The following is a 24116-nucleotide window of genomic DNA, read 5'->3' on the forward strand; positions in this document are numbered from 1 at the left end:
TTTTGTTACGGCAGGCCAGCCGCTCGATCGCGGCCGGCCTGCGCCGCCGATTCGTACGCCGGATTCGAACGGGCGACTCAAACGCCCGTTTCGACCGCCCCGAACACGCGCGCCCACAGCGCCGTCACGGCCGCCCGCTCGTCGGCCACGAGGGCCGGATCGACGCGCGCCTTCTCCATCCCGTCGAGCCGCAGCTTGTGCTGCAGCTTGCGGTACTTGCGATACGCCGCGCCGACGCGCTCGGCCTCGTCCGCGCCCATCAGCCCGAAGCGCGCGACCTCGCGCAGCAGCGCGATATTGCCGGTATTGCGGATCAGCTCGGCGTCGCTCGACGCGTGCAGCAGCACCCAGTACTGGACGATGAACTCGATGTCGACCATCCCGCCGCGATCGTGCTTCAGGTCGAACAGCCCGGTCTGGTTCGGGTGGCCGGCAAACACCTTCCCGCGCATGTCGACGATCTCCTTCGCGAGGATCGCCCCGTCGCGCGGCGTCGTCAGCACCTGCTGGCGGATCGCCTCGAAAGCCGCGCCGATCCGCGCGTCGCCCGCGCTGTAGCGGGCGCGCGTCAGCGCCTGGTGCTCCCACACCCACGCGGTGTTCGCGGCGTCGCCCTCGCGCAGTTGATAGCGGCGGAATGCGTCGAGATCGGTGACGAGCAACCCGGCCTCGCCGTTCGGCCGCAGCCGCAGGTCGATGTCGAACAGCGCGCCCGCGCCGGTCGCCGTCGTGAGCCACGTGATCAGGCGCCGCGTGAAGGTCGTGTAGACGTCCGCCGAACGCTCGTCCGGATCGTCGTACAGGAAGATCAGGTCGAGATCGGACGCATAGCCGAGCTCCTTGCCGCCCAGCTTGCCGTACGCGATCACCGCGAACATCGGCACGTCGCGATGGCGCTTCGCGAGCTGCGACCAGACGACTTCGATCGTCACGTCGAGCACCGCGTCGGCCAGCTCGGACAGCCGGTCGCTCACGTGCTCGACCGACAGTTGCCCGGCCAGGTCGATCAGCAGGATCCGGAACACCTCCGCGTGCTGCGCATGGCGCAGCAGGTCCATCTGCTGCTCGGGGCCGTCGGCCGCGGCGAGCCGCGCGCGCAGCGCCTCCTTGAACGCGGGCCAGTCGAACGGGCTCGCGATCGCCTCGTCGTCGAGCAGCTCGTCGAGCAGCTGCGGGTGGCGGATCAGGTAGCCGCCACCCCAGCGCGTCGCGCCGAGCACCGACAGCACGCGGTCGAGCGCGGCCGGGTATTCGGTCAGCAGCGCGAGATAGACGCCGCGCCGGCTGACCGTCTCGAGCAGGTCGAACAGGCGCACGATCGTCTCGTCGCGGCGCGCGGCGTCGATCGTCGGCGCGGCGTCGAGCGCGCGCTGCGCGACGCTGTCGAAGCGCTGCCGGCTCTTTTCCGGCAGCCCGGTATAGCGCGACGATTGCCAGATCGCGCGCAGCCGCGCGAGCACGGCGGCCGGATCGGCGAAGCCCAGGCCGTCGAGGCGCGCGACCAGCGCGTCGTCCTCGCCGTCGTCGGCCAGCGCGCCGCTCCAGATCCACGCGGCGGCCGTATCGTCGCCGGCCGTGCAAGGGCCGCCGCCCTTCACCTTGTCCGCGAAGATCTGGTCGAACTGCGCCTCGACGAAGTTCCGGTGCTCGTCCAGCACCGTCATCAGCGCCGCGTAGTCGGCAAACCCGAGCGACGCGGCCAGCGCCGCGCGCTCGTCGGGCTCGACCGGCATCGCGTGCGTCTGCGCGTCGTTGCGGTATTGCAGCCGGTGCTCGAGCGTGCGCAGGAAACGGTAGGCGTCGGTCAGGCGCGCGCATACGTCGTCGCCGATCAGCCCGCGCGCCTGCGCATGCCGCAGCACCGCGAGCGTCGGCCGCACGCGGAACTCCGCATCCTGGCCGCCGCGGATCAACTGGAACACCTGCGCGCTGAACTCGATCTCGCGGATCCCGCCGCGCCCGAGCTTGATGTCGTCGGCCTTGTCGGGCCGCATCGACGCCCGCCGCGCGGCTTCTTGCCGGATCTGCTGGTGCAGCGAACGGATCGCGCCGATCACGCCGAAATCGAGATAGCGACGGTACACGAACGGCTTGACGATCGACTCGAGCTGCGCCGCGAGCCGCCGCGCCGCGTCGCTGTCGCCTTCCGACACGAGCCGCCCCTTGATCCACGCATAGCGCTCCCACTCGCGCCCCTGCACGTAGAAATATTCCTCGAGCATGCCGATGCTGCAGACGAGCGGCCCCGAATCGCCGTTCGGGCGCAGCCGCATGTCGACGCGAAACACGTAGCCGTCGGCCGTGACCTCGGACAGCACGCCGATCAGGCGCCGGCCGAGCCGCGTGAAGTATTCCTGCGTGGACAGCGGCGAACGCGTGCCGCCCGTCGTCTCGCCGTCGTCCTCGTAGACGAAGATCAGGTCGATGTCCGACGACACGTTCAGCTCGCGGCCGCCGAGCTTGCCCATCCCGACCACGCCGAGCACGACGCGCTGGCCGTCGGCGCCGCGCGGCTCGCCGTACAGCGCCTCGAGTTCGGCCGACAGCAGCGCGAGCGAACGCTGCACGGCCACTTCGGCGAGATCGGTCATCGCGCCCGTCACTTCGGCGACGTCCGCCAGCCCGCGCAGGTCGCGCTCCGCGACCGCGCCGAACGCCTCGGCCCGCAGTTGCCGCAGCGCGCGCTTCAGTTGCTCCTCGTCCGGCGCGGACGTGCCGGCCGGCGTCGCGAGCAGCTCGGTGAGGCGCGCGTCGAGCCGCGCGCGGCCGAGCGGCGCGGCCGCCCACGCGGCGATCTGCGCGGCCAGCGCGGGCCGGGCGGCCGCCGCGCGGGCAAGGTAGCGGGAATAGGACGTGCTGAGCAGGGCGGAAGCGTCGGTCATCGAGAAGCGGGCCTGGCGGAAAGACCGGCGGGCAGCGGGCCGGCACGTGCGCGCCCCGCTGCCGACCGGCCCGAATGGACTCGGCGCGGCCGCGCCGGACGCGCGTGCGCCCGTCGCGACGCCGCGCGCCGGAAAGCCCGTGCCGTACGGCCCCCAACGGCCGCCGACACGAACCCGTGTGATACATTTCAACGTCAGCCTGCAAAACTACCATATCGCCGCCCGTCCGCCGCATGTCCGACCGTCAGGAATCCGCCGTAGCAGCGCCCGAAGCGGGACCTCCGAAGCACGATCATCCGGTCCTGCGTCGCGTGTTCAGGGTGACGCTGGCAGTCGGGATCGGCACCTACTTCGTCGCGTCCGGCGCGTTCCTCGGGCTGCGCTACGTGCTGCTGCCGCGCATCGACGAATACCGCCCGCGCATCGAGCGCGCCGTGTCCGACAAGCTCCACGCGCAGCTTTCGATCGGCAAGCTTTCCCCGAACTGGTCCGGCATGCAGCCGGGCGTCGAACTCACGAACCTGACGATCCGCGGCCGCGACGGCAAGGTTGCGCTGTCGGTGCCGCACGCGACGGCCGCGCTGTCGTGGATGTCGCTGCTGCGGCTGTCGCCCGCGCTGTCGAGCCTGATCGTCGACCAGCCCGACCTCGTCGTCGCGCGTGCGGCCGACGGCTCGCTGAGCGTCGCGGGCGTCGGCGTGGCCACCACCCACGGCGGCAACGACACGTTCGGCACGTGGCTGCTGAAACAGGAGGCGATCGTGCTGCGCGGCGGCACGCTGCGCTGGCGCGACGCGCAGCACGATGCACCGGAGCTCGTGCTGTCGGGCATCCGGCTCGCGGTGCTCAACGACGGCCGCGTGCACAAGGCCGCGCTGCAGGCGCCCGCGAACGGCACGCTGCTGCTCGGCCCGCTCGATTTCCGCGCGCGCTTCAAGCACAAGCCGCTCGCGCCGATCGGCAAGCCGTCGAACTGGACCGGCGACGCGTACCTGTCGACCGGCCCGGTCGACCTGCAGACGCTCGCGCGCTACCTCGACATGCCGCTCACGATCCACGCGGGCCGGATCGACAACGCGATCTGGGCGACCTTCGGCGACGGCCACCTGCGCTCGGCGGGCGGCGATCTGCAAGGCGCCGACGTCGCGCTGCGCGTGCGCCCGACGCAGCCGCGGCTCGACGTGCCGACGGTCCGCTTCGGCTGGGACATGGCGCTCGATGCGGGCCAGGACTACACGCTGCACCTGACGCGCTTCAATGCGGAGCTCGGCCAGCCGCCGCTGCCGGACGGCACGCCGCTCGCCCGCTCGCTCGCGCTGTCGACGCTGACGGCACGCTACCGCGTGCCGACCGCGACCCAGGGACAACTGCTCAGCGTGGTCGGCGACCGCGTCGATCTCGGCATCCTCAGCGAATTCATCCGCGGGCTGCCGCTGCCGGCGCGCCTGCGCAACGAGCTGATCAAGATCGACCCGCGCGGGATGGTGTCGAACTATCACATCGAGGTCGAGCGCGCGAAACCCGCGCACGCCGATCTCGCCGACGAGGACGGGCGCATGGGCGCCGCGCCGATCGTCCGCTACCGCTTCCTCGGCGATCTGCAAGGCATCAGCTTCGCGGCGCAGGAGCCGCCGCCCGGGCTCTCGCCGCGCGGCCACCCGCGCGCCGGCTGGCCGGGCGTCGAGAATCTGTGGGGCCGCGTCGATGCGAACGAGACCGGCGGCTCCGCGCATATCGACACGGTCAACGCGGCGGTCACCGTGCCCGGCGAATTCGACGAGCCGCGCCTGACGCTCGACCGGCTGCGCGGCAACGCCAAATGGACGATCACGCCCGCGCCCGGCGACAAGCACGCGCGCGTCGACGTGTCGCTGCCCGATCTGCTCGTGTCGAACCCCGATGCCGAAATCGCGGTGTCCGGCTCGTACACGAACCCCGGCCACGGCCGCGGCTCGCTCGACCTGCGCGCCGATTTCGCGCGCGCGTCGGTCGCGCGCATTCCGCGCTACCTGCCGACCGGGATGTCCGAGCACCTGCGCGACTATCTCGGCCATGCGCTGCAGGACGGCAAGGTGACCAAGGGCGCGTCGATCGTCGCACGCGGCCCGCTCGAGAAATTCCCGTTCGAACACGAGCCGGACGCCGGCGTGTTCCACATCGTCGCGCCGTTCACCGGCGGCCGCTTCGAGCCGACACCGTACCCGCCGCGCAAGCTCGCGAACGGCACGCCGAGCGTCTGGCCGGCGCTCGACGGGATCGACGGCGTGTTCGAACTCGCGCAGAACAAGCTGCGGTTCGACATCGAGCGCGCGCGCTACAAGCGCGTCACGCTGACGAAGGTCGCGGGCCGCATCGACGATCTCGGCAATCCGTCGCACTCGCCGCTGATCATCGACGGCCATGCGCAGGGCCCGCTCGCCGACCTGATCGACTACGCGGACAACAGCTCGCTCGGCACGATGAGCGGCCACATCGGCCAGCGGATCGATGCGCAGGGCCCCGCGTCGCTCGCGCTCAAGATCACGATTCCGCAGCACGTCCCCCATCCGCACACGCACGTCGAAGGCGCGCTCGCGTTCGGCGGCAACACGCTGTCGACGAGCGGCGTGCCGCCGCTGTCGGCCCTGCGCGGCAGCGTCCGCTTCACCGAGGCCGGCGCGTCGCTGCACGGCCTGTCGGGGCGCTTCCTCGGCGGCCCGGTGCGCGCGAACGGCACGTTCCGGTCGCACGGCCCGTACGCGGTGGACGTCGACGGCCGGCTCGCGCTCGACGCCGCGCGCGGCCTGAACCTGCACGGCGCGGCCGCTGCGCTGCTCGAACACGTGGTCGGCGACGCACCGTACCAGGTCGCCGTGCGCGGCGCGCCGGGCCGCCTGCCCGACGTCAGCGCGCAATCCGACCTGACGGGCGTCGCGCTGAACTTCCCGGCGCCGTTCGCGAAACCGGCCGGCACGCCGATGCCGTTCCGCTTCACGCTCCAGCCGGCGCCGCAGGCGGACGGCAAACGCCTCGAACACGCCGACCTGACGCTCGGCCCGGTGTCCGCGACCTACCTGCTCGACGCGACGCGCGGCCAGCCGCTGCGCGCGGTACGCGGCGCGATGGGCATCCACCGGATGCCCGACATGCCGCAGGACGGCGTGAGCGCGGCCGTCGACGTCGCCGAGCTGGACGCCGACGCGTGGCTCGCGCTCGCCCACACGCTGCGGCCCGACACGCCGCGCGCGCCCGCGCCGCCGGCCGCGCCGCGCGTCGATTTCGCGAGCTTCGCGCCGAAGCGCTTCGCGTTCCATTTCGGCACGCTGAAGCTGCTCAAGCGCAACTGGGAGAACGTGATCGTCGGCGCGTCGCACGTCGACGATCTCTGGCAGGCGAACATCGCGTCGAACCAGGTATCGGGCTACCTGTCGTGGGCGCCGGGCGGCGGCCACAACGGCGCGGGCGTGCTCAACGCGCGGCTCGCGAAGCTCGTCGTGCCGCAGAGTGCGCAGCACGATCTCGTCGGCCGCGCGATGAACCTGCCAACGCCGACCGACCGCCCGATGCCGTCGATCGACCTGATCGTCGACCAGGTCGTCGCGCGCGATCACGACATCGGCCGGCTCGTCGTGAACGCGCGCAACATCGACGAAGACGGCACGCCCGTGTGGCAGCTCGACAAGCTCGAACTGTCGAACCCGGCCGCGAAGCTCACGGCCACCGGCAACTGGCGCACGTCGCGCCGCGCGCTGGCCCGCGGCGCCGACGAAAACGACGCGCCGCGCCGCACCGTGTTCGACTTCAAGCTCGACATCGACAACGCGGGCGCGCTGCTCGACCGCGTCGGCCTGCCGCGCACGCTCGCGGACGGTCACGGCTCGGTCACGGGCAAGGTCGGCTGGCGCGGCGGCCCGACCGCGCTGGACTTCCCGTCGCTCGGCGGCCAGGTCGCGGTCGACCTCGAACACGGGAAGATCCTGAAGGTCGACCCGGGCGCGGCGAAACTGCTCGGCGTGCTGAGCCTGCAGAGCCTCGCGCGCTTCCTGACGCTGAACTTCCGCGACGTGGTCGGCAAGGGGCTGCCGTTCGACAAGATCACCGGCACCGGCCGGATTTCGAACGGGATCGCGCGCACCGACGACTTCTCGATGATGACGGGCCCCGCGAACGTCACCGTGCGCGGCGCGGTCGACCTCGGCACCGAGACGCAGGACCTGCATGCGCACGTCGCGCCGAAGATCAGCGCGGGCGCGGCCGCGATCGGGGCAGCCATCATCAACCCGCTGCTCGGCGTCGGCGTGCTGGCCGCGAACTACGCGCTGTCCGAAACGCTGTCGCACGCGTTCGCGCTCGACTACGCGATCACCGGCTCGTGGGCGCACCCGCACATCGAGCGGGTGCGGAGCGATCAGGGTAAGATGAATCACGGTCCGGCCGATGCATCGAGCCATTGAGCGCATATCGCGCCGCAGGGTGCCGGGCCGCACCCCATTTATGACGCAAGCGATTCCGCGATGACCGACCACGCCCGTTCCGCCACGCCCTTCCAGGTCGCCGCGCTGCAGATGGTGAGCGCGCCGGACGTCACCCGCAATCTCGCCGAAGCGCGGCGCCTGATCGCGGAGGCCGCCGGCGAAGGCGCGCAGCTCGTGCTGCTGCCCGAGTATTTCTGCTTCATGGGCCACCGCGACACCGACAAGCTCGCGCTCGCCGAACCGTACCGGGACGGCCCGATCCAGCAATTCCTCGCCGACGCCGCGCGCGACCACGGCATCTGGGTGATCGGCGGCACGCTGCCGCTGAAGGCGCCGCAGCCCGACCGCGTGCTGAACACGACGCTCGTGTTCGATCCGTCCGGCAACGAGGCCGCGCGCTACGACAAGATCCACCTGTTCAACTTCGAGAAAGGCGACGAATCGTTCGACGAGGCGCGCACGATCCGCGCGGGCGACACGGTCGTCGCGTTCGACGCGCCGTTCGGGCGGGTCGGCCTGTCGGTCTGTTACGATCTGCGCTTTCCGGAGCTGTATCGCCGCATGGGCGACTGCGCGCTGATGGTCGTGCCGTCGGCGTTTACGTATACGACGGGCCGCGCGCACTGGGAAACGCTGCTGCGCGCGCGGGCCGTCGAGAATCAGTGCTACGTGCTCGCGGCCGCGCAGGGCGGCAAGCACGAGAACGGCCGGCGCACGTGGGGCCACAGCATGCTGATCGACCCGTGGGGCGAGATCGTCGCGGTGCGCGACGAGGGTGCGAGCGTCGTGCTCGGCACGCTCGATCCGCAACGCATCGCCGACGTACGCCAGAGCCTGCCCGCGTGGCGGCACCGCGTGCTGACCTGAATCCGCCGCACCGCTTGAAACGCCGCGCGGCCCACCCATCTGCCCGGCAGCACCCGACAACTTTTTTGAGAACTCCCGATATCCGCATGAACATCATCGAACCCGGCATCCGCAACCTCGCGCTGGCGAAGGACATCCTGCTCACGCCGTACGGCCTCGACGAAAGCCTGCTCACGCGCACGATCGCCGACATCTTCACGCATCGCGTCGATTACGCGGACCTGTATTTCCAGGCGACCCGCAGCGAGGCATGGAGCCTCGAGGAAGGCATCGTCAAATCGGGCAGCTTCAGCATCGACCAGGGCGTCGGCGTACGCGCGGTCGCGGGCGACCGCACCGCGTTCGCGTACTCGGACGACCTGTCGCCCGAAGCGATCGCGCAAGCCGCCGCCGCCACCAAGGCGATCGCGGCGGCCGGCGGCGGCCGCCAGAAGATCAAGGCAGCCACGTCGCTGACGGGCATCTCGGGCCGCGACCTGTACCTGCCGTCCGACCCGCTCGCGTCGCTCGACGCGACGGCCAAGGTCAAGCTGCTCGAACGCATCGAACAGATGGCGCGCGGGCGCGACCCGCGCGTCACGCAGGTGATGGCCGGCCTCGCCGGCGAATACGACGTCGTGCTCGTCGCGCGCAGCGACGGCGCGCTCGCGGCCGACATCCGCCCGCTCGTGCGCGTGTCGGTCACGGTGATCGCCGAGCAGAACGGCCGCCGCGAGATCGGCTCGGGCGGCGGCGGCGGCCGCTTCGACTACGGCTACTTCACCGACGAAGTCCTGTCGCGCTACGTCGACGACGCCGTGCACGCGGCGCTCGTCAACCTCGACGCCCGCCCCGCGCCGGCCGGCGCGATGACGGTCGTGCTCGGCCCGGGCTGGCCGGGCGTGCTGCTGCACGAGGCGATCGGCCATGGCCTCGAGGGCGACTTCAACCGCAAGGGCTCGTCCGCGTTCGCGGGACGGATCGGCGAACAGGTGGCCGCGAAGGGTGTGACGGTGGTCGACGACGGCACGCTGCCGAACCGCCGCGGCTCGCTGAACATCGACGACGAAGGCAATCCGACGCAGTGCACGACGCTGATCGAGGACGGCATCCTGAAGGGCTACATCCAGGACACGCTGAACGCGCGCCTGATGAAGATGCCGGTCACGGGCAACGCGCGGCGCGAGTCGTACGCGGCGCTGCCGATGCCGCGCATGACGAACACGTACATGCTCAACGGCGACAAGGATCCGCAGGAAATCATCGCGTCGGTGAAGAACGGCCTGTACGCGGTGAACTTCGGCGGCGGCCAGGTCGACATCACGAACGGCAAGTTCGTGTTCTCGGCGTCCGAGGCGTACATGATCGAGAACGGCAAGGTCACCTACCCGGTGAAGGGCGCGACGCTGATCGGCAGCGGCCCGGAATCGCTGAAGTACGTGAGCATGATCGGCAACGACATGTCGCTCGACACGGGCGTCGGCGTGTGCGGCAAGGAAGGCCAGAGCGTGCCGGTCGGCGTCGGCCAGCCGACCCTGCGGATCGACAAGATGACGGTCGGCGGTACGGCATAACCGCATCGCGGCGCAGACAACCCGCGCATTTCGATGAAAACGCGCGGATTGTCCGCATTTTCGAGCACCCCCGGTTGCCAGCCGCGCGCTGACCGGGTATAAATTCCGAATCAACTTTTTTGACGAGCCGAATTTCCGTCATGTCCGCCAAGTTTTACTTTTACTTTTTTTGGTATCTCAGACCGCTGGCGGATCGAGAGGGTTGATGGCGCGTGAAGCGCAACCGAAATTCCCGAAAAAACCGCCGGCGAACCCGGCGGTTTTTTTTCGCCCTTCGCCAGCCGGTCGCCGCCGCAGCGGCCCGCAGCCCCGACCGGCACCACTGAATTGCCTGAATTGATGAATCTGCCGCACGCGCACTGACCGAACGGCGCCCGGAACCAAGGAGAAACAGCATGCCCCCGCACAACACCGACGACGTCCGCATTCGCGAACTCAAGGAACTGACGCCGCCCGCCCACCTGATCCGCGAATTCGCGTGCTCCGAAGCCGCGTCCGAGCTGATCTACCACGCGCGCCAGTCGATGCACCGCATCCTGCACGGAATGGACGACCGGCTGATCGTCGTGATCGGGCCGTGCTCGATCCACGACACGAAGGCGGCGATCGAATACGCGGGCCGGCTCGTGAAGGAGCGCGAGCGCTTCAAGGGCGAACTGGAAATCGTGATGCGCGTGTACTTCGAGAAGCCGCGTACGACGGTCGGCTGGAAGGGGCTCATCAACGATCCGCATCTGGACAACAGCTTCAAGATCAACGAAGGGCTGCGTACCGCGCGCGAGCTGCTGCTGCAGATCAACGAAATGGGGCTGCCGGCCGCGACCGAATACCTCGACATGATCAGCCCGCAGTACATCGCCGACCTGATCTCGTGGGGCGCGATCGGCGCGCGCACGACCGAGTCGCAGGTGCACCGCGAGCTCGCGTCGGGGCTGTCGTGCCCGGTCGGCTTCAAGAACGGCACCGACGGCAACGTGAAGATCGCGGTGGACGCGATCAAGGCCGCGTCGCAGCCGCACCATTTCCTGTCGGTGACGAAGGGCGGCCATTCGGCGATCGTGTCGACGGCCGGCAACGAGGACTGCCACGTGATCCTGCGCGGCGGCAAGACGCCGAACTACGACGCGGACAGCGTGAACGCCGCGTGCGCGGACATCGGCAAGGCCGGCCTCGCCGCGCGCCTGATGATCGACGCGAGCCACGCGAACAGCTCGAAGAAGCACGAGAATCAGATTCCCGTGTGCGCGGACATCGGCCGCCAGATCGCGGCCGGCGACGAGCGCATCGTCGGCGTGATGATCGAGTCGCACCTCGTCGAGGGGCGCCAGGACCTGAAGGAAGGCTGCGTGCTGACCTACGGCCAGAGCATCACCGACGCGTGCATCGCGTGGGACGACAGCGTGAAGGTGCTCGAAGGCCTCGCGGAATCGGTGAAGGCGCGGCGCGTCGCGCGCGGCAGCGGGAACTGAAGAAACGCCGCCAGGCTGACCGTATGGCCCCCGCCTGGCGGCGAATTGGCCATACGGCCGGCCTGCGGCCGACGTGTTGCTCTGCTAGACTAGCTAACATCATCTAGCTAACCAGAGGATCGATCATGTCGACCGTCAACATGCACGATGCCAAGTCGCGGCTTTCCAGCCTCGTGGAAGCGCTTGAATCGGGGCGCGAAGCCGAAGTCGTGATCGCCCGCAATGGTCGTCCGGTCGCCCGGCTCGTTCCGTACACCGCGCCGAAGCGGATCGGCGCAGCCCGTCAGTTGCTTGCCGGACTGAACATTCCGACAAGCGTCGAGGCATTCAATGCCGGCGATGAATCGATCGCCGCCGACTTCGATGCCAGCTCGGACCAAGGGCTTGCACCGTGAAGCTGCTGCTCGATACGCACATCGCGCTCTGGGCGGCTGAAGGCGCACCGCAACTTTCGGCAACCGCGGCCGCATTGATCGAACATCCCCAAAACACGCTGTACGTCAGCGCCGCGTCGATTTGGGAAATCGCGATCAAGTACCGCAAAGGCAATCTGCCCGTCCATCCGAGAGATGCGCGTTCGGCATTTCGGCTGGCAGGTTTTGCGGAGTTGCCGATCAGCAGCGATCACGCCGAGGCAGTCGCCGCGTTGCCGGATTTCCCGGACCATGCCGATCCGTTCGACCGCGTGATGGTCGCGCAGGCGCTCCATGAAGGCATGCCGCTCGTCAGTGCCGATCCGAAGATGTGGCGCTACCACGCAACGCTGATGTTGCGCGCCTGAAGTCGCCCCAAGGCGCCGCAAGTAAAAAGCCCGGCTCGCGCCGGGCTTCGTCATTGCATCGTTGCATTGGCCGAAACCGGCCGCCGGACCCTCACTCGAGCGCGCCCGACCCGAAGATTTCCGTGTTCACGCGTTCCGGCGCGACTCCGAGGGCGAACAGCGCGTCGCGTTGCGCCTTCATGAACGCGATCGGGCCGCAGATGTAGTAATCGGCATCCGGCACCAGCGCGTACTGCTTCACACGCTCCTGCGTGAGGCGGCCTTCGAGGTCGTGATCGACACCCGCGCGATCGTTCGGGCCGACCAGCTCGTACAGCACCGTGCGCTTGACGTTCGCATGCTCGCGCACCGCGTCGTTCAGCCAGTCGCGGAATGCGTGCACCGCGCCCGAACGGCATGCGTGGATGAAGCGCACGTCGCGCTTGCTGCCTTCGGCGATCAGCGTCGACGCCATCGACATCATCGGCGTGATGCCGACGCCGCCGGAAATCAGCACGACCGGCGTATCGGCCTCGCGCTTCAGCGAGAAGTCCCCCATCGGCGCGGTCGCCTCGACGATCGCGCCCTCTTCCACGCCGTCGTGCATCAGCGTCGACACCTTGCCGGCCGGGATCGCTTCCGGCTTGCCGGCCTCGCGCTTCACCGAGATGCGCAGCCACTTGCCATGCGGCGCGTCGGACAGGCTGTACTGGCGCGGCTGGTCGACGCCGAGATCGCCGACGAAGCGCTTCACCGTGATGTACTGGCCCGGCTCGAACGTCGGCGCTTCGCCGCCGTCGGCGGGCGTCAGATAGAACGACGTGATCTCGTCGCTTTCACGCACCTTGCGCGCGACCTTGAACGGGCGGAAGCCGCTCCACGCGGCATTCGCGTACAGGTCGGCCTCGGCGCCGATCAGGATCTGCGCGAGCTGGCCGTATGCGACGCGCCACGCTTCGAGCGTGCCGGCATCGACCGCGTCGCCGAGCACTTCGACGATCGCCGCGAGCAGGTTCTCGCCGACGATCGGGTAATGCTCGGGACGGATGTTCAGGCTCGCATGCTTGTGCGAGATGCGCGACACCGCGCCGCCCAGCGCGCCCAGATTGTCGATGTTCGCCGCATACGCGTAGACGGCCTTCGCGAGCGTCTCGGGCTGGCTGCCGGTCTTCTGGTGCGTCTGGTTGAACAGGTTCTTCAGTTCCGGATGACGCGCGAACATGCGCTGGTAGAAGTGCTTCGTGATCGTCGCGCCGTGCTCGGCGAGGACGGGGGCGGTGGCCTTCACACGGGCCATCTGGTCGGCGGTGAGGTGGGTCATGTTCGTTCTCCGTTAAACATGCATATACGATACTTGTTTAAAAACGAACGCCCCTCGGGCAAATTGTCGCAGCGCGCAACAAGCGTGACGGTTGGCTAGCGGACGCGCCCGCGCTCCCACAGCACGTCGGCGCCACCGTCGACGCGGTTCAGCACGCGCGCCAGCACGAACAGCAGGTCGGACAGCCGGTTCACGTACCGCCGCGGCGCATCATTGAGCGTGTCGCCGCGCCCGAGGGCGACGATCGAGCGCTCCGCGCGGCGGCACACGGTTCGGCAGACGTGCGCGAGCGACGCCGCGCGCGAGCCGGCCGGCAGGATGAATTCCTTCAGCGGCGGCAGCGTCGCGTTGTAGTCGGCGAGCCACTGGTCGAGGCGCGCGAGATGCGTATCGTCGAGCACTGCGTGGCCGGGGATGCACAGCTCGCCACCGAGATCGAACAGGTCGTGCTGGATCGTGACGAGGGCGGTGCGCACGTCGTCCGGCAGCGCCTCGGCCAGCAGCACGCCGAGATTTGAGTTCAGTTCGTCGACGTCGCCGATCGCGGCGATCCGCGCGTCGTCCTTGCCGATGCGCCGTCCGTCGCCGAGGCCGGTGGTGCCGTCGTCGCCCGTGCGCGTCGCGATCTTGCTCAAGCGGTTGCCCATGCGAATGTCCTCTCGTGCGCGGCCGCCACGCGGCCCGGTTGGCTGGAACGCGATTATCGCAGCCCGCGGCGCGAGGCGCGAGGCGCGAGGCGCGAGGCGCAGCGGACGTTACGGCGTAGAATGAGCCGACAGTACGACAAGCAGTCAGGAGACATTCGTGAATCACCCTGCCCCGCCGGCCGCCACGCGCCGCCCGCTGCCCCCCGCCATGCTCGATGCGCTGCGCGCCGCCTTCGGCGAGCGCGTGTCGACCGCCGACGCGGTCCGCGCCCATCACGGCCGCGACGAATCCCCGTTCGACCCGCAACTGCCCGACGCCGTCGTGTTCGCGCGCAGCACCGACGACGTGCGCGAAGTCGTGTCGCTGTGCTCGCTCTACGGCGTGCCGCTGATCCCGTACGGCGCCGGCTCGTCGCTCGAAGGCCACCTGCTCGCGGTACGCGGCGGCGTGTCGCTCGACATGTCGGAAATGAACCGCGTACTGTCGATCAACGCCGAAGACCTGACCGTGACCGTCGAGCCGGGCATCACGCGCAAGGCGCTCAACGACGCGCTGCGCGACACCGGCCTGTTCTTCCCGATCGATCCGGGCGCCGACGCCAGCATCGGCGGGATGACCGCGACCCGCGCCTCCGGCACCAACGCCGTGCGCTACGGCACGATGCGCGAGAACGTGCTCGGCCTCACCGCGGTGCTCGCTGACGGCCGCGTGGTGAAAACCGGCTCGCGCGCGCGCAAGTCGTCGGCCGGCTACGACCTCACGCGCCTGTTCGTCGGGTCCGAAGGCACGCTCGGCGTGATCACCGAGATCACGCTGCGCCTGCACCCGCTGCCCGAGGCCGTGTCGGCCGCGATCTGCACGTTCCCGACCATGGGCGACGCGGTGCGCACGGTGATCGAGACGATCCAGATCGGCGTGCCGATCGCGCGCGTCGAATTCGTCGATGCACTCGCGGTGCGCTCGATCAACCGTCACTCGAACCTGACGCTCGCCGAAGCGCCGACGCTGTTCTTCGAATTCCACGGCACCGAGGCCGGCGTGAAGGAACAGGCCGAACTCGTGCAGGCGCTCGCCGGCCAGAACGCCGGCCAGGGCTTCGAATGGGCGACGCGCCCCGAGGATCGCACGCGGCTCTGGTCCGCGCGCCACAACGCGTATTTCGCGATGCTTCAGCTGAAGCCCGGCTGCCGCGCGGTGACGACCGACGTATGCGTGCCGATCTCGCAGCTCGCCGCGTGCGTCGAGGAAACCGAGGTCGACCTGCGTGCGTCGTCGCTGCCCTGCCCGATCGTCGGCCACGTCGGCGACGGCAATTTCCACGTCGCGATCCTGATCGATCCCGACAAGCCCGAGGAGCTCGCCGAAGCCGAACACATCAACGACCGGATCGTCGAGCGTGCGCTGCGCCTGGGCGGCACCTGCACCGGCGAGCACGGCGTCGGGCTGCACAAGATGCGCTTCCTGCCGAAGGAGCACGGCGACAACGCGATCGACACGATGCGCGCGATCAAGCTCGCGCTCGATCCGCGCAACCTGATGAATCCGGGCAAGATTTTCACGTGCTGACACGGCGGCGCGACGTCGCGCCCCACGCAGGAGACCCCATGAACGCTCCCGTCGAACTGTCGAGCGCCGCCCGCGCGCAGCGCCAGCGCGAAATCGTGCAGGCGCTGATGGCCGTGCTGCCGACTCACTGCCTGCTGTACCGCGACGAGGATACGGCGCCGTACGAATGCGACGGCCTGTCCGCCTACCGCCGGCTGCCGCTCGCGGTCGCGCTGCCGGAGACGGAGTCGCAGGTGCAGCGGATCGTGCAGATCTGCCGCCGCATGGAAGTGCCGATCGTGCCGCGCGGCGCCGGCACGAGCCTGTCGGGCGGCGCGCTGCCGATCGCGCTCGGCGTCGTGCTGTCGCTCGCGCGCTTCACGCGTATCGTCGAAGTCGACCCGTACGCGCGCACGGCGATCGTGCAGCCGGGCGTGCGCAATCTCGCGATCTCGGAAGCGGCCGCGCCGTACGGCCTGTATTACGCGCCCGATCCGTCGTCGCAGATCGCCTGCACGATCGGCGGCAACGTCGCGGAAAATTCCGGCGGCGTCCATTGCCTGAAATACGGGCTGACCGTGCACAACGTGATGCGCGTGCGCGCCGTGACGATCGACGGCGAGATCGTCGAATTCGGTTCGCTCGCGCTCGACATGCCGGGCCTCGATCTGCTCGCGGTGATGATCGGCAGCGAAGGGATGTTCGCGATCGTCACCGAGGTGACGGTGCGGCTGATCCCGAAGCCGCAGACCGCGCAGCTCGTGATGGCGAGCTTCGACGACGTGGTGAAAGGCGGCGAGGCAGTGGCTGCGATCATCGCGTCGGGCATCATCCCGGCCGGGCTCGAGATGATGGACAAGCCGGCCACGCAGGCCGTCGAGGCGTTCACGCACGCGGGCTACGACCTCGACGCGAAGGCGATCCTGCTGTGCGAATCGGACGGCACGCCGGAAGAAGTCGCCGAGGAAATCGTGCGGATGACGGCCGTGCTGCGCGAGCACGGCGCGACGCGCATCCAGGTGTCGCGCAACGAACACGAGCGGCTGCGCTTCTGGTCCGGCCGCAAGAACGCGTTCCCGGCCGCCGGCCGCATTTCCCCCGATTACTACTGCATGGACGGCACCGTGCCGCGCCGCGCGATCGGCCCGCTGCTCGCGCGCATCGAGCAGCTCGAGACGCGCTACGGGCTGCGCTGCATCAACGTGTTCCATGCCGGCGACGGCAACATGCATCCGCTGATCCTGTACAACGCGAACGATCCGGACGAACTGCACCGCGCCGAGCAGTTCGGCGCGGAAATCCTCGAATGCTGCGTGGAATTCGGCGGCAGCGTGACGGGCGAGCACGGTGTCGGCATCGAAAAACTCAATTCGATGTGCGTGCAGTTCTCGCCGCAGGAGCGCGACGCGTTCTTCGCGATCAAGCGCGCGTTCGATCCGGCCGGGCTGCTGAACCCGGACAAGGGCATCCCCACCCGCGCGCGCTGCGCCGAATATGGCCGCCAGCACGTGCGCGGCGGGCTGCTGCCGCACCCCGACCTGCCGCGCTTCTGAGCGGCAGGCGCGGGTCGCGCCCCCGCACCGGCGGCCGCGGTACGGGGCTCTGCCGTACCCGCTCGGCGCGTTCGCGCGCCGGCGCCGGCGTGCCGCAACCGCGATCGGGCTTAGGGATAGTCGCGATGTGCAATCGCGCCACCCCGGTACAATCGACCGGACAACGAGACGAGAAAGCAACGGAACATGGAAGAGGACGACATCGTCGCCGGATGGGCCGAGCGCATCCGCGCCGCCAGTGCCGACGGCCGGCCGCTGCGGATTCGCGGCGGCGGCACCAAGGACTGGTACGGCCAGGCGCTCGAGGGCGAAATACTCGACACGCGTGCGTTTCAGGGCATCGTGTCGTACGACCCGGCCGAACTCGTCGTCACGGTCCGCGCCGGCACGCCGCTCGCGCAGCTTGAAACCGTCCTCGCCGAGTGCGGCCAGATGCTGCCGTTCGAGCCGCCGCATTTCGGCCGCGCGGCCACCGTCGGCGGCTGCGTCGCCGCCGGGCTCGCGGGCCCGCGCCGCGCCACCTGCGGCGCCCCGCGCGATTTCGTGCTCGGCGTCACGCTGATGAACGGCCGCGGCGACATGCTGCGCTTCGGCGGGCAGGTCGTGAAGAACGTCGCCGGCTACGACGTGTCGCGGCTGATGGCCGGCGCGCTCGGCACACTCGGGCTGATGCTCGACCTGTCGATCAAGGTGCTGCCGATGCCCGTCGCCGAAGTCACGCTGAAGTTCGAGATGACCGCGACCGACGCGGTGCGCAAGCTCAACGAATGGGGCGGCCATCCGCTGCCCGTGAGCGCGAGCGCGTGGCGCAACGGCACGCTCGTGCTGCGCCTGTCGGGCGCGGAAGCCGCGGTGAAATCCGCGAAAACGCTGCTCGGCGGCGAGGTCGTCGACGCGGTCGAGGCCGAGCGCTTCTGGTCCGGCGTGCGCGAACACACCGATCCGTTCTTCAACGGCATCCCGCCCGGCTATGCGCTGTGGCGCCTGTCGCTGCCGTCGATCACCGAACCGATGCACCTGCCCGGCACCCAGTTGATGGAATGGGGCGGCGCGCAGCGCTGGTGGATCACCGACGCCGACGCGCAAACCGTGCGCATGAGCGCGAAGCAGGCCGGCGGCCATGCGACGCTGTTCCGCGCGGGCGACACCTACGACCGCAGCGCGGGCGTGTTCACGCCGCTGCCCGCGCCGATGATGAAGATCCACCGCGGGCTGAAGAGCGCGTTCGATCCCGCGCGCATCTTCAATCGCGGCCGGCTTTACCCTGAACTCTGAGGGCTGGATGCAAACGAACCTCGCCGATTTCATCCGCAACACGCCCGACGGCGACGAGGCCGACGCGATCCTGCGCAAGTGCGTGCACTGCGGGTTCTGCACCGCGACCTGCCCGACCTATCAACTGCTCGGCGACGAACTCGACGGCCCGCGGGGCCGCATCTACCTGATCAAGCAGATGGTCGAGGGCGCGGCCGTCACGCGCAGCACGCAACAGCATCTCGACCGCTGCCTCACGTGCCGCAGTTGCGAGACGACCTGCCCGTCCGGCGTTCAGTACGGCCGGCTCGTCGAGATCGGGCGCAAGCACGTCGAGGCGCAGGTGCAGCGCCCCGCGCAGCAGCGACTGATGCGCCGCGTGCTCGCGAGCGTCGTGCCGAACGCGGCGCTGTTCTCGCCGGTGATGCGGCTCGGCCAGCACGTGCGGCCGCTGCTGCCGAAGCGGCTGCGCGACAAGGTGCCGCCGCGCACGCGGCTGCTCGAATGGCCGCACCGCACGCATACGCGCAAGATGCTGATGCTCGGCGGCTGCGTGCAGCCGTCGATGCTGCCGAACATCAACATCGCGACCGCACGCGTGCTCGACGCGCTCGGCATCGAGACGGTCGTCGCGCCCGACGCGGGCTGCTGCGGCGCGATTCGCCTGCACCTGAACTATCACGACGAGGCGCTCGACGATGCGCGCCGCAACATCGACGCGTGGTGGCCGCACGTCGAACAGGGCGTCGAGGCGATCGTGATGAACGCGTCGGGCTGCGGCGCGACGGTGCTCGAATACGCGCACCTGCTGCGCGACGATCCGGCCTACGCGGAGAAGGCCCGGCGCATCGTGTCGCTGACCCGCGACATCTCCGACGTGCTGCTCGCGTTCGAGGCCGAGCTCGCGACGATCGCGCGGCGCCGCGCGATCCATACGGTCGCCTACCACCCGCCATGCACGCTGCAGCACGGCCAGCAGTCGCGCGGCAAGGTCGAGCGCCTGCTGGAGACGCTCGGCATCGACGTGCGGCTGCCGGCCGACAGCCACCTGTGCTGCGGCTCGGCCGGCACCTACTCGCTGACGCAGCCGACGCTGTCGTACCGGTTGCGCAAGCAGAAGCTGCTGAAGCTGCAAGCGCTCGAGCCGCAGATGATCGTGTCCGGCAACATCGGCTGCATCGCGCATCTGCAAAGCGGCACGCAGGTGCCGGTCGCCCACTGGGTCCAGCTCGTCGAGCATCTGCTGTACGGTTAGGGCCTGTTCACGCGCGCGACGTGCCGGCGCGCGCCGTCCGTATAATGAGCGGATCGATGCGCGGCGCGTCGCCGCGCATCGGCTTCATACCCGCTTCCGTGCTGCCTCCGTGCCCGCTTTCGTGCCCGTCATGTCCGATCTCGCCGCCCGTCTCGACTCCGTTCACCGCCGCATCGCCGACGCCGCCCGCGCGGCCGCCCGCGACCCCGCCACCGTCTCGCTGCTCGCCGTGTCGAAGACGTTTCCGGCCGACGACGTGCGCGCCGCGCATGCGGCCGGGCAACGCGCGTTCGGCGAAAACTACGTGCAGGAGTCGATCGACAAGATCGACGCGCTCGCCGACCTGCGCGCGAGCCTCGAATGGCATTTCATCGGGCCGCTGCAATCGAACAAGACGCGCCCCGTCGCCGAGCGCTTCGACTGGGTCCATTCGGTCGACCGGCTGAAGATCGCCCAGCGCCTGTCGGAACAGCGCCCCGCCCACCTGCCGCCGCTCAACGTGTGCGTGCAGGTGAACATCAGCGGCGAGGCGTCGAAAAGCGGCGTCGCGCCGGCCGACGTGGCCGAGGTCGCGCGGGCGGTCGCCGCGCTGCCGTCGCTGCGGCTGCGCGGGCTGATGGCGATTCCCGAACCGGCCGGCGACACCGACGCGCAACGCGCGCCGCATCGCGCGCTGCGTGCGCTGTTCGACGCGTTGCGCGCCGACGGCCTGCCGCTCGACACGCTGTCGATGGGCATGTCCGCCGATATCGAGGCGGCTGTGCTCGAGGGCGCGACGATCGTGCGCATCGGCACCGCGATCTTTGGCGCGCGCGATTACGCGCACTGAACGCCGCGCCCTTTTCCGCCTTTCCGTTCATTCACTCGCTCATTCCCGACATCATGAAAATCGCATTCATCGGCGGCGGCAACATGGCCGCGGCCCTGATCGGCGGCCTGATCAAGCGCGGCGTCGCCGCGGACGGCCTGTATGCCATCGACGTCAACGAAGAAGTCCGTGCGCGCGCGGCGCAGCAATTCGGCGTGCGCACCGGCGCGACCGTCGACGCGACGCTCGCCGATTACGACGCGATCGTGCTCGCGGTGAAGCCGCAGGTGCTGCACGACGTCGCGCAGGCGCTCGCGCCGCACCTGAAATCGCAGCTCGTGATCAGCATCGCGGCCGGCATCCGCGGCACGGATCTCGCCCGCTGGCTCGGCGGCTACGCGCGCGTCGTGCGCACGATGCCGAACACGCCCGCGCTGGTCGGCATGGGCGTGACGGGCCTGGCCGCGCTGCCGGGCGTCGACGCCGCGGGCCGCGAACTCGCGTCGAGCGTGCTCGGCGCGGTCGGCGAGATCGTATGGTTCGACGACGAATCGCAGCTCGACGCGGTCACCGCGATTTCGGGCAGCGGCCCCGCGTACGTGTTCTATTTCATCGAAGCGCTGCAGGAAGCCGCGCGCCGCCTCGGCATGAACGACGAGCAGGGCCGCGCGCTCGCGGTCGCGACGTTCACCGGCGCCGCGCAACTCGCCGCGCAGTCGGGCGAACCGGCGAGCGTGCTGCGCGAACGCGTGACGTCGAAAGGCGGCACGACGGCCGCCGCGCTCGCGGCGTTCGACGCGCAGGGCGTGAAGGAAGCGATCGTGCGCGGCGCGCTCGCGGCCGAAGCGCGCGCGAAGGAAATGGGCGACGAGCTCGGTCGCGCGTAGCCGTAGCCGATTGCAATCGGCGGACACGCCCCAACCGTCGCCACCCAATACGTGGTTCTCAACGGATCAAACAAAAGCGGCCTTGTTGGGCCGCTTCTCTTCATCGTCGAGATGTATCGCTAGACCGCCGCCAGCGCGTACTGCACGGCAATGCCCGCGAACAACACGCCGCCGAGCCAGTTGTTGTGGCGGAACGCCGCGAAGCACGGCATCCGTTCGCGATCCTTGATCAGCGTGTAGTGATACAGCGCGCAGCCGACCGCCGCCGCCCAGCCCGCCCAGTACGCGAGGCCGAAACCCAGCGTCACGCCGATCCACACGTAGATGCCGAGCGTCACCGCGTAACACAGCATGACTGCCGCGACGTCGAAGCGGCCGAACGTCAGCGCCGACGTGCGGATGCCGATCTTGATGTCGTCGTCGCGATCGACCATCGCATATTCGGTGTCGTACGCGACCGACCAGAAGATGTTCGCGACCAGCATCACCCAGGCCAGTACCGGCACCGTGTCCTGCACGGCCGCGAACGCCATCGGGATGCCGAAGCCGAACGCGATGCCCAGATACGCCTGCGGAATCGCGAAGAAGCGTTTCATGAACGGATAGGAACCGGCGACGAACAGCGCGACGACCGACAGTTCCTTCGTCAGCGTATTGAGCGGCTGGATCAGCAGGAACGCGATGAACGACAGCCCGACCGCGATCGCGACGGCTTCCCACGCCCGGATCTTGCCCGACGTCAGCGGCCGGTCGGCCGTGCGCTTCACGTGGCGGTCGAAATCGCGGTCGGCGTAGTCATTCATCGCGCAGCCGGCGGAGCGCATCAGCAGCGTGCCGAGCACGAAGATCACGAGCAGCGGCCAGCGCGGGTGGCCGTCCGATGCGATCCACAGCGCGTTGAGCGTCGGCCACAGCAGCAGCAGGCTGCCGATCGGCTTGTCCATCCGGACGAGCCGCAGATACAGGGGGAAGCGGGCAAGCATGGTCAAGCACCGGGAAGGGAATCCCGGCATTTTAGAGCCGAGCGGAGCTCCGCGTCATGTCGGCGCGACGCGCGGCCGGCGGCCGAGGCGGGCCGGCTGGCCGCCGCGGCCCGCTAAGCGTGGCCGCACGGTCGCACGCATCGATCCGGGGACAGATTCGAGACCGGCCGGCATCGGGCCGGCCTGAAGTCCGCGGCAGCGCGAAGCTTACGCGAGCAGCGACCGCAGCATCCATGCGGTCTTTTCATGCGTCTGCAGACGCTGGGTCAGCAGGTCGGCGGTCGGCTCGTCGCTCGCCGCGTCGGCGATCGGGAAGATCTCGCGCGCGGTGCGCACGACCGCCTCGTGCCCTTCGACGAGCTGGCGGATCATGTCCTCGGCGGCCGGCACGCCCTTCGCTTCGGGCACCGACGACAGTTTCGCGAAATCGGCGAACGTGCCGGGCGCGACGACGCCCAGCGTGCGAATGCGCTCGGCAACGGAATCGACCGCGAGCCACAGTTCGTTGTACTGCTCCTCGAACATCAGGTGCAGCGTGTTGAACATCGGTCCGGTCACGTTCCAGTGGAAATTGTGGGTCTTCAGGTACAGCGTAAACGTATCGGCAAGCAGGCGCGACAGGCCGTCCGCGATGTTCTTGCGGTCCTTGTCGCTGATACCGATGTTGATTTGCGTGGCGTTGCCTTTCTTGGCCATCTTCGAGACTCCTCATTCGAAATGTTGAACCGGCGAAAATGCGTCGAGCAAGCCGCATGCCGCGTCGCGCGGCATCCGTTCGCGACTCGCCAGTTTAACGTCGCGAAGGCGTCGCCGCACTCAACCGCCGGCGATCGACATGAACGGCCCGAGCACGTGCAGCGCCTGCGAGACCAGTTCCGCCGCCCCGCCGACGACGATCGCGAAGCCAACGGTGTAACGCGCCAGCTCGACCGGCGATCGCAGAATGGGCGACGCCGCGGCGCGCACGTTGAGCATCATCTGGGTCATGGTCGTCACTCCTTCGACAAGACATCGTTCAGAGAAGAAACGGCCGGTCGTTCGACCGGCCGCGTCACGTTACTGCGTGACTGCATCACCGCATCAGGATGCGGTCGGGTTCACGCGAGATCGAAGCGGTCGAGGTTCATCACCTTGTTCCAGGCGGCCACGAAGTCGCGCACGAACTTCTCCTTCGCATCCGCGCTGCCGTACACCTCGGCCAGCGCGCGCAACTGCGAGTGCGAGCCGAAGATCAGGTCGACGCGCGTGCCCGTCCACTTGACCGCGCCCGTCGCGCGGTCGCGCCCCTCGAACACGTCGTTCGCGCCCGACACCGGCTTCCACTCCGTACCCATGTCGAGCAGGTTCGCGAAGAAGTCGTTCGTCAGCGTGCCCGGACGATCGGTGAACACGCCGTGCTTCGAGTCGCCGACGTTCGCGCCGAGCACGCGCAGGCCGCCGACCAGCACGGTCATCTCCGGCGCCGTCAACGTCAGCAGCTGCGCCTTGTCGACCAGCAGCGCCTCGGCCGGCGTCTTGTACGCGTGCTTCAGGTAGTTGCGGAACCCGTCCGCCACCGGCTCGAGCACCGCCATCGCGTCGACGTCGGTTTCTTCCTGCGACGCATCCATCCGGCCCGGCGCGAACGGCACCGTGATCGCGACACCCGCGTTCTTCGCCGCCTGCTCGACGCCGGCCGCGCCGGCCAGCACGATCAGGTCGGCCAGCGACACCTTCTTGCCGTCCGTCTGCGCATCGTTGAACGCCTTCCGCACGCCTTCGAGCGTTTCGAGCACCGCCGCGAGCGCCGCCGGCTGGTTCACTTCCCAGTCCTTCTGCGGCGCGAGACGAATGCGCGCGCCGTTCGCGCCGCCGCGCTTGTCCGAGCCGCGGAACGT

Annotated in this window: 19 protein-coding genes; 12 read left to right on the plus strand and 7 right to left on the minus strand. The window is 69.3% G+C overall.

Features of this window, described 5'->3' with window-relative positions:
• Window positions 1-77: 77 nt before the first annotated feature.
• Complete coding sequence (gene glnE, locus LGN10_RS15925) at window positions 78-2882, minus strand: bifunctional [glutamate--ammonia ligase]-adenylyl-L-tyrosine phosphorylase/[glutamate--ammonia-ligase] adenylyltransferase (protein WP_059574290.1); 2805 nt, start codon at window positions 2880-2882, stop codon at window positions 78-80.
• Window positions 2883-3115: 233 nt separating this feature from the next.
• Here glnE and LGN10_RS15930 point away from each other — a divergent pair, with 233 nt between their 5' ends.
• From LGN10_RS15930 to LGN10_RS15955, 6 genes are all read left to right on the plus strand, one after another.
• Window positions 3116-7315, plus strand: a complete 4200-nt coding sequence (locus tag LGN10_RS15930; RefSeq protein WP_226224197.1) for a YhdP family protein — start codon at window positions 3116-3118, stop codon at window positions 7313-7315.
• Window positions 7316-7375: 60 nt separating this feature from the next.
• Window positions 7376-8203 (plus strand): carbon-nitrogen hydrolase family protein, encoded by an 828-nt coding sequence (locus LGN10_RS15935; protein WP_059642148.1) that lies wholly within the window; start codon window positions 7376-7378, stop codon window positions 8201-8203.
• 86 nt (window positions 8204-8289) lie between these two features.
• On the plus strand, window positions 8290-9756 hold the full coding sequence (gene tldD, locus LGN10_RS15940; RefSeq protein ID WP_059574293.1) for a metalloprotease TldD: 1467 nt from the start codon (window positions 8290-8292) through the stop codon (window positions 9754-9756).
• A gap of 395 nt (window positions 9757-10151) precedes the next feature.
• Entirely contained in the window at window positions 10152-11225 is a 1074-nt protein-coding gene (gene aroG, locus LGN10_RS15945) for a 3-deoxy-7-phosphoheptulonate synthase AroG (protein WP_226224199.1), read from the plus strand.
• Between the two features lie 125 nt (window positions 11226-11350).
• Window positions 11351-11620: a type II toxin-antitoxin system Phd/YefM family antitoxin gene (locus LGN10_RS15950; RefSeq protein ID WP_226224201.1), complete on the plus strand. Its 270-nt coding sequence runs from the start codon at window positions 11351-11353 to the stop codon at window positions 11618-11620.
• Window positions 11617-12006 (plus strand): type II toxin-antitoxin system VapC family toxin, encoded by a 390-nt coding sequence (locus tag LGN10_RS15955; protein WP_226224203.1) that lies wholly within the window; start codon window positions 11617-11619, stop codon window positions 12004-12006. Before LGN10_RS15950 ends, LGN10_RS15955 begins: the two co-directional genes overlap by 4 nt.
• A gap of 91 nt (window positions 12007-12097) precedes the next feature.
• On the opposite strand, the gene hmpA is transcribed toward LGN10_RS15955, so the two are convergent.
• The gene (gene hmpA / locus LGN10_RS15960) at window positions 12098-13306 is read right to left on the minus strand and encodes an NO-inducible flavohemoprotein (protein ID WP_226224205.1); all 1209 of its coding nucleotides are present in this window, start codon (window positions 13304-13306) and stop codon (window positions 12098-12100) included.
• Between the two features lie 95 nt (window positions 13307-13401).
• Window positions 13402-13953, minus strand: coding sequence for a cob(I)yrinic acid a,c-diamide adenosyltransferase (locus LGN10_RS15965; RefSeq protein ID WP_059574298.1), 552 nt, complete (start codon window positions 13951-13953; stop codon window positions 13402-13404).
• Between the two features lie 157 nt (window positions 13954-14110).
• On the opposite strand from LGN10_RS15965, the gene LGN10_RS15970 reads away from it, so the two are divergent.
• From LGN10_RS15970 to proC, 6 genes are all read left to right on the plus strand, one after another.
• Window positions 14111-15520, plus strand: a complete 1410-nt coding sequence (locus tag LGN10_RS15970; protein WP_124658248.1) for an FAD-binding oxidoreductase — start codon at window positions 14111-14113, stop codon at window positions 15518-15520.
• 38 nt (window positions 15521-15558) lie between these two features.
• A complete protein-coding gene (locus tag LGN10_RS15975) occupies window positions 15559-17052 on the plus strand; it encodes an FAD-linked oxidase C-terminal domain-containing protein (protein WP_226224206.1) in 1494 nt (497 codons plus the stop codon).
• A 186-nt stretch (window positions 17053-17238) separates the two neighbouring features.
• Window positions 17239-18327, plus strand: coding sequence for a glycolate oxidase subunit GlcE (gene glcE / locus LGN10_RS15980; RefSeq protein WP_059574301.1), 1089 nt, complete (start codon window positions 17239-17241; stop codon window positions 18325-18327).
• Window positions 18328-18334: 7 nt separating this feature from the next.
• Window positions 18335-19561, plus strand: a complete 1227-nt coding sequence (gene glcF, locus LGN10_RS15985; RefSeq protein WP_226224208.1) for a glycolate oxidase subunit GlcF — start codon at window positions 18335-18337, stop codon at window positions 19559-19561.
• 130 nt (window positions 19562-19691) lie between these two features.
• Window positions 19692-20390 carry a YggS family pyridoxal phosphate-dependent enzyme gene (locus LGN10_RS15990; RefSeq protein ID WP_226224209.1) on the plus strand — a complete coding sequence of 233 codons (699 nt, stop codon included), beginning with the start codon at window positions 19692-19694 and terminating at the stop codon, window positions 20388-20390.
• Window positions 20391-20443: 53 nt separating this feature from the next.
• On the plus strand, window positions 20444-21256 hold the full coding sequence (gene proC / locus LGN10_RS15995; RefSeq protein ID WP_226224210.1) for a pyrroline-5-carboxylate reductase: 813 nt from the start codon (window positions 20444-20446) through the stop codon (window positions 21254-21256).
• 119 nt (window positions 21257-21375) lie between these two features.
• Here the strand turns inward: proC and ubiA are convergent, their stop codons facing one another.
• The 4 genes from ubiA to LGN10_RS16015 form a co-directional block, all read right to left on the minus strand.
• Window positions 21376-22239, minus strand: a complete 864-nt coding sequence (gene ubiA, locus LGN10_RS16000; protein WP_226224211.1) for a 4-hydroxybenzoate octaprenyltransferase — start codon at window positions 22237-22239, stop codon at window positions 21376-21378.
• Between the two features lie 207 nt (window positions 22240-22446).
• Window positions 22447-22935 (minus strand): non-specific DNA-binding protein DpsA, encoded by a 489-nt coding sequence (gene dpsA, locus LGN10_RS16005; RefSeq protein ID WP_059574306.1) that lies wholly within the window; start codon window positions 22933-22935, stop codon window positions 22447-22449.
• 120 nt (window positions 22936-23055) lie between these two features.
• Entirely contained in the window at window positions 23056-23226 is a 171-nt protein-coding gene (locus LGN10_RS16010) for a hypothetical protein (RefSeq protein WP_185716491.1), read from the minus strand.
• 110 nt (window positions 23227-23336) lie between these two features.
• The coding region (locus LGN10_RS16015; RefSeq protein WP_319001237.1) for a peroxidase family protein at window positions 23337-24116 on the minus strand (780 nt) is incomplete at its 5' end.

It is taken from the genome of Burkholderia sp. AU32262, assembly GCF_020419985.1.
Classification (GTDB): domain Bacteria; phylum Pseudomonadota; class Gammaproteobacteria; order Burkholderiales; family Burkholderiaceae; genus Burkholderia; species Burkholderia semiarida.

What these genes read in the sequence shown, in the direction of transcription:
- LGN10_RS15965 (WP_059574298.1), bottom strand. Translation starts at nt 13,953, where the DNA reads ATGGGCAACCGCTTGAGCAAGATCGCGACGCGCACGGGCGACGACGGC.
- aroG (WP_226224199.1), top strand. Translation starts at nt 10,152, where the DNA reads ATGCCCCCGCACAACACCGACGACGTCCGCATTCGCGAACTCAAGGAA.
- proC (WP_226224210.1), top strand. Translation starts at nt 20,444, where the DNA reads ATGAAAATCGCATTCATCGGCGGCGGCAACATGGCCGCGGCCCTGATC.
- glcF (WP_226224208.1), top strand. Translation starts at nt 18,335, where the DNA reads ATGCAAACGAACCTCGCCGATTTCATCCGCAACACGCCCGACGGCGAC.
- LGN10_RS15950 (WP_226224201.1), top strand. Translation starts at nt 11,351, where the DNA reads ATGTCGACCGTCAACATGCACGATGCCAAGTCGCGGCTTTCCAGCCTC.
- LGN10_RS15935 (WP_059642148.1), top strand. Translation starts at nt 7,376, where the DNA reads ATGACCGACCACGCCCGTTCCGCCACGCCCTTCCAGGTCGCCGCGCTG.
- LGN10_RS15930 (WP_226224197.1), top strand. Translation starts at nt 3,116, where the DNA reads ATGTCCGACCGTCAGGAATCCGCCGTAGCAGCGCCCGAAGCGGGACCT.
- glcE (WP_059574301.1), top strand. Translation starts at nt 17,239, where the DNA reads ATGGAAGAGGACGACATCGTCGCCGGATGGGCCGAGCGCATCCGCGCC.
- ubiA (WP_226224211.1), bottom strand. Translation starts at nt 22,239, where the DNA reads ATGCTTGCCCGCTTCCCCCTGTATCTGCGGCTCGTCCGGATGGACAAG.
- tldD (WP_059574293.1), top strand. Translation starts at nt 8,290, where the DNA reads ATGAACATCATCGAACCCGGCATCCGCAACCTCGCGCTGGCGAAGGAC.
- glnE (WP_059574290.1), bottom strand. Translation starts at nt 2,882, where the DNA reads ATGACCGACGCTTCCGCCCTGCTCAGCACGTCCTATTCCCGCTACCTT.
- hmpA (WP_226224205.1), bottom strand. Translation starts at nt 13,306, where the DNA reads ATGACCCACCTCACCGCCGACCAGATGGCCCGTGTGAAGGCCACCGCC.
- LGN10_RS15975 (WP_226224206.1), top strand. Translation starts at nt 15,559, where the DNA reads ATGAACGCTCCCGTCGAACTGTCGAGCGCCGCCCGCGCGCAGCGCCAG.
- LGN10_RS15990 (WP_226224209.1), top strand. Translation starts at nt 19,692, where the DNA reads ATGTCCGATCTCGCCGCCCGTCTCGACTCCGTTCACCGCCGCATCGCC.
- dpsA (WP_059574306.1), bottom strand. Translation starts at nt 22,935, where the DNA reads ATGGCCAAGAAAGGCAACGCCACGCAAATCAACATCGGTATCAGCGAC.
- LGN10_RS16010 (WP_185716491.1), bottom strand. Translation starts at nt 23,226, where the DNA reads ATGACCCAGATGATGCTCAACGTGCGCGCCGCGGCGTCGCCCATTCTG.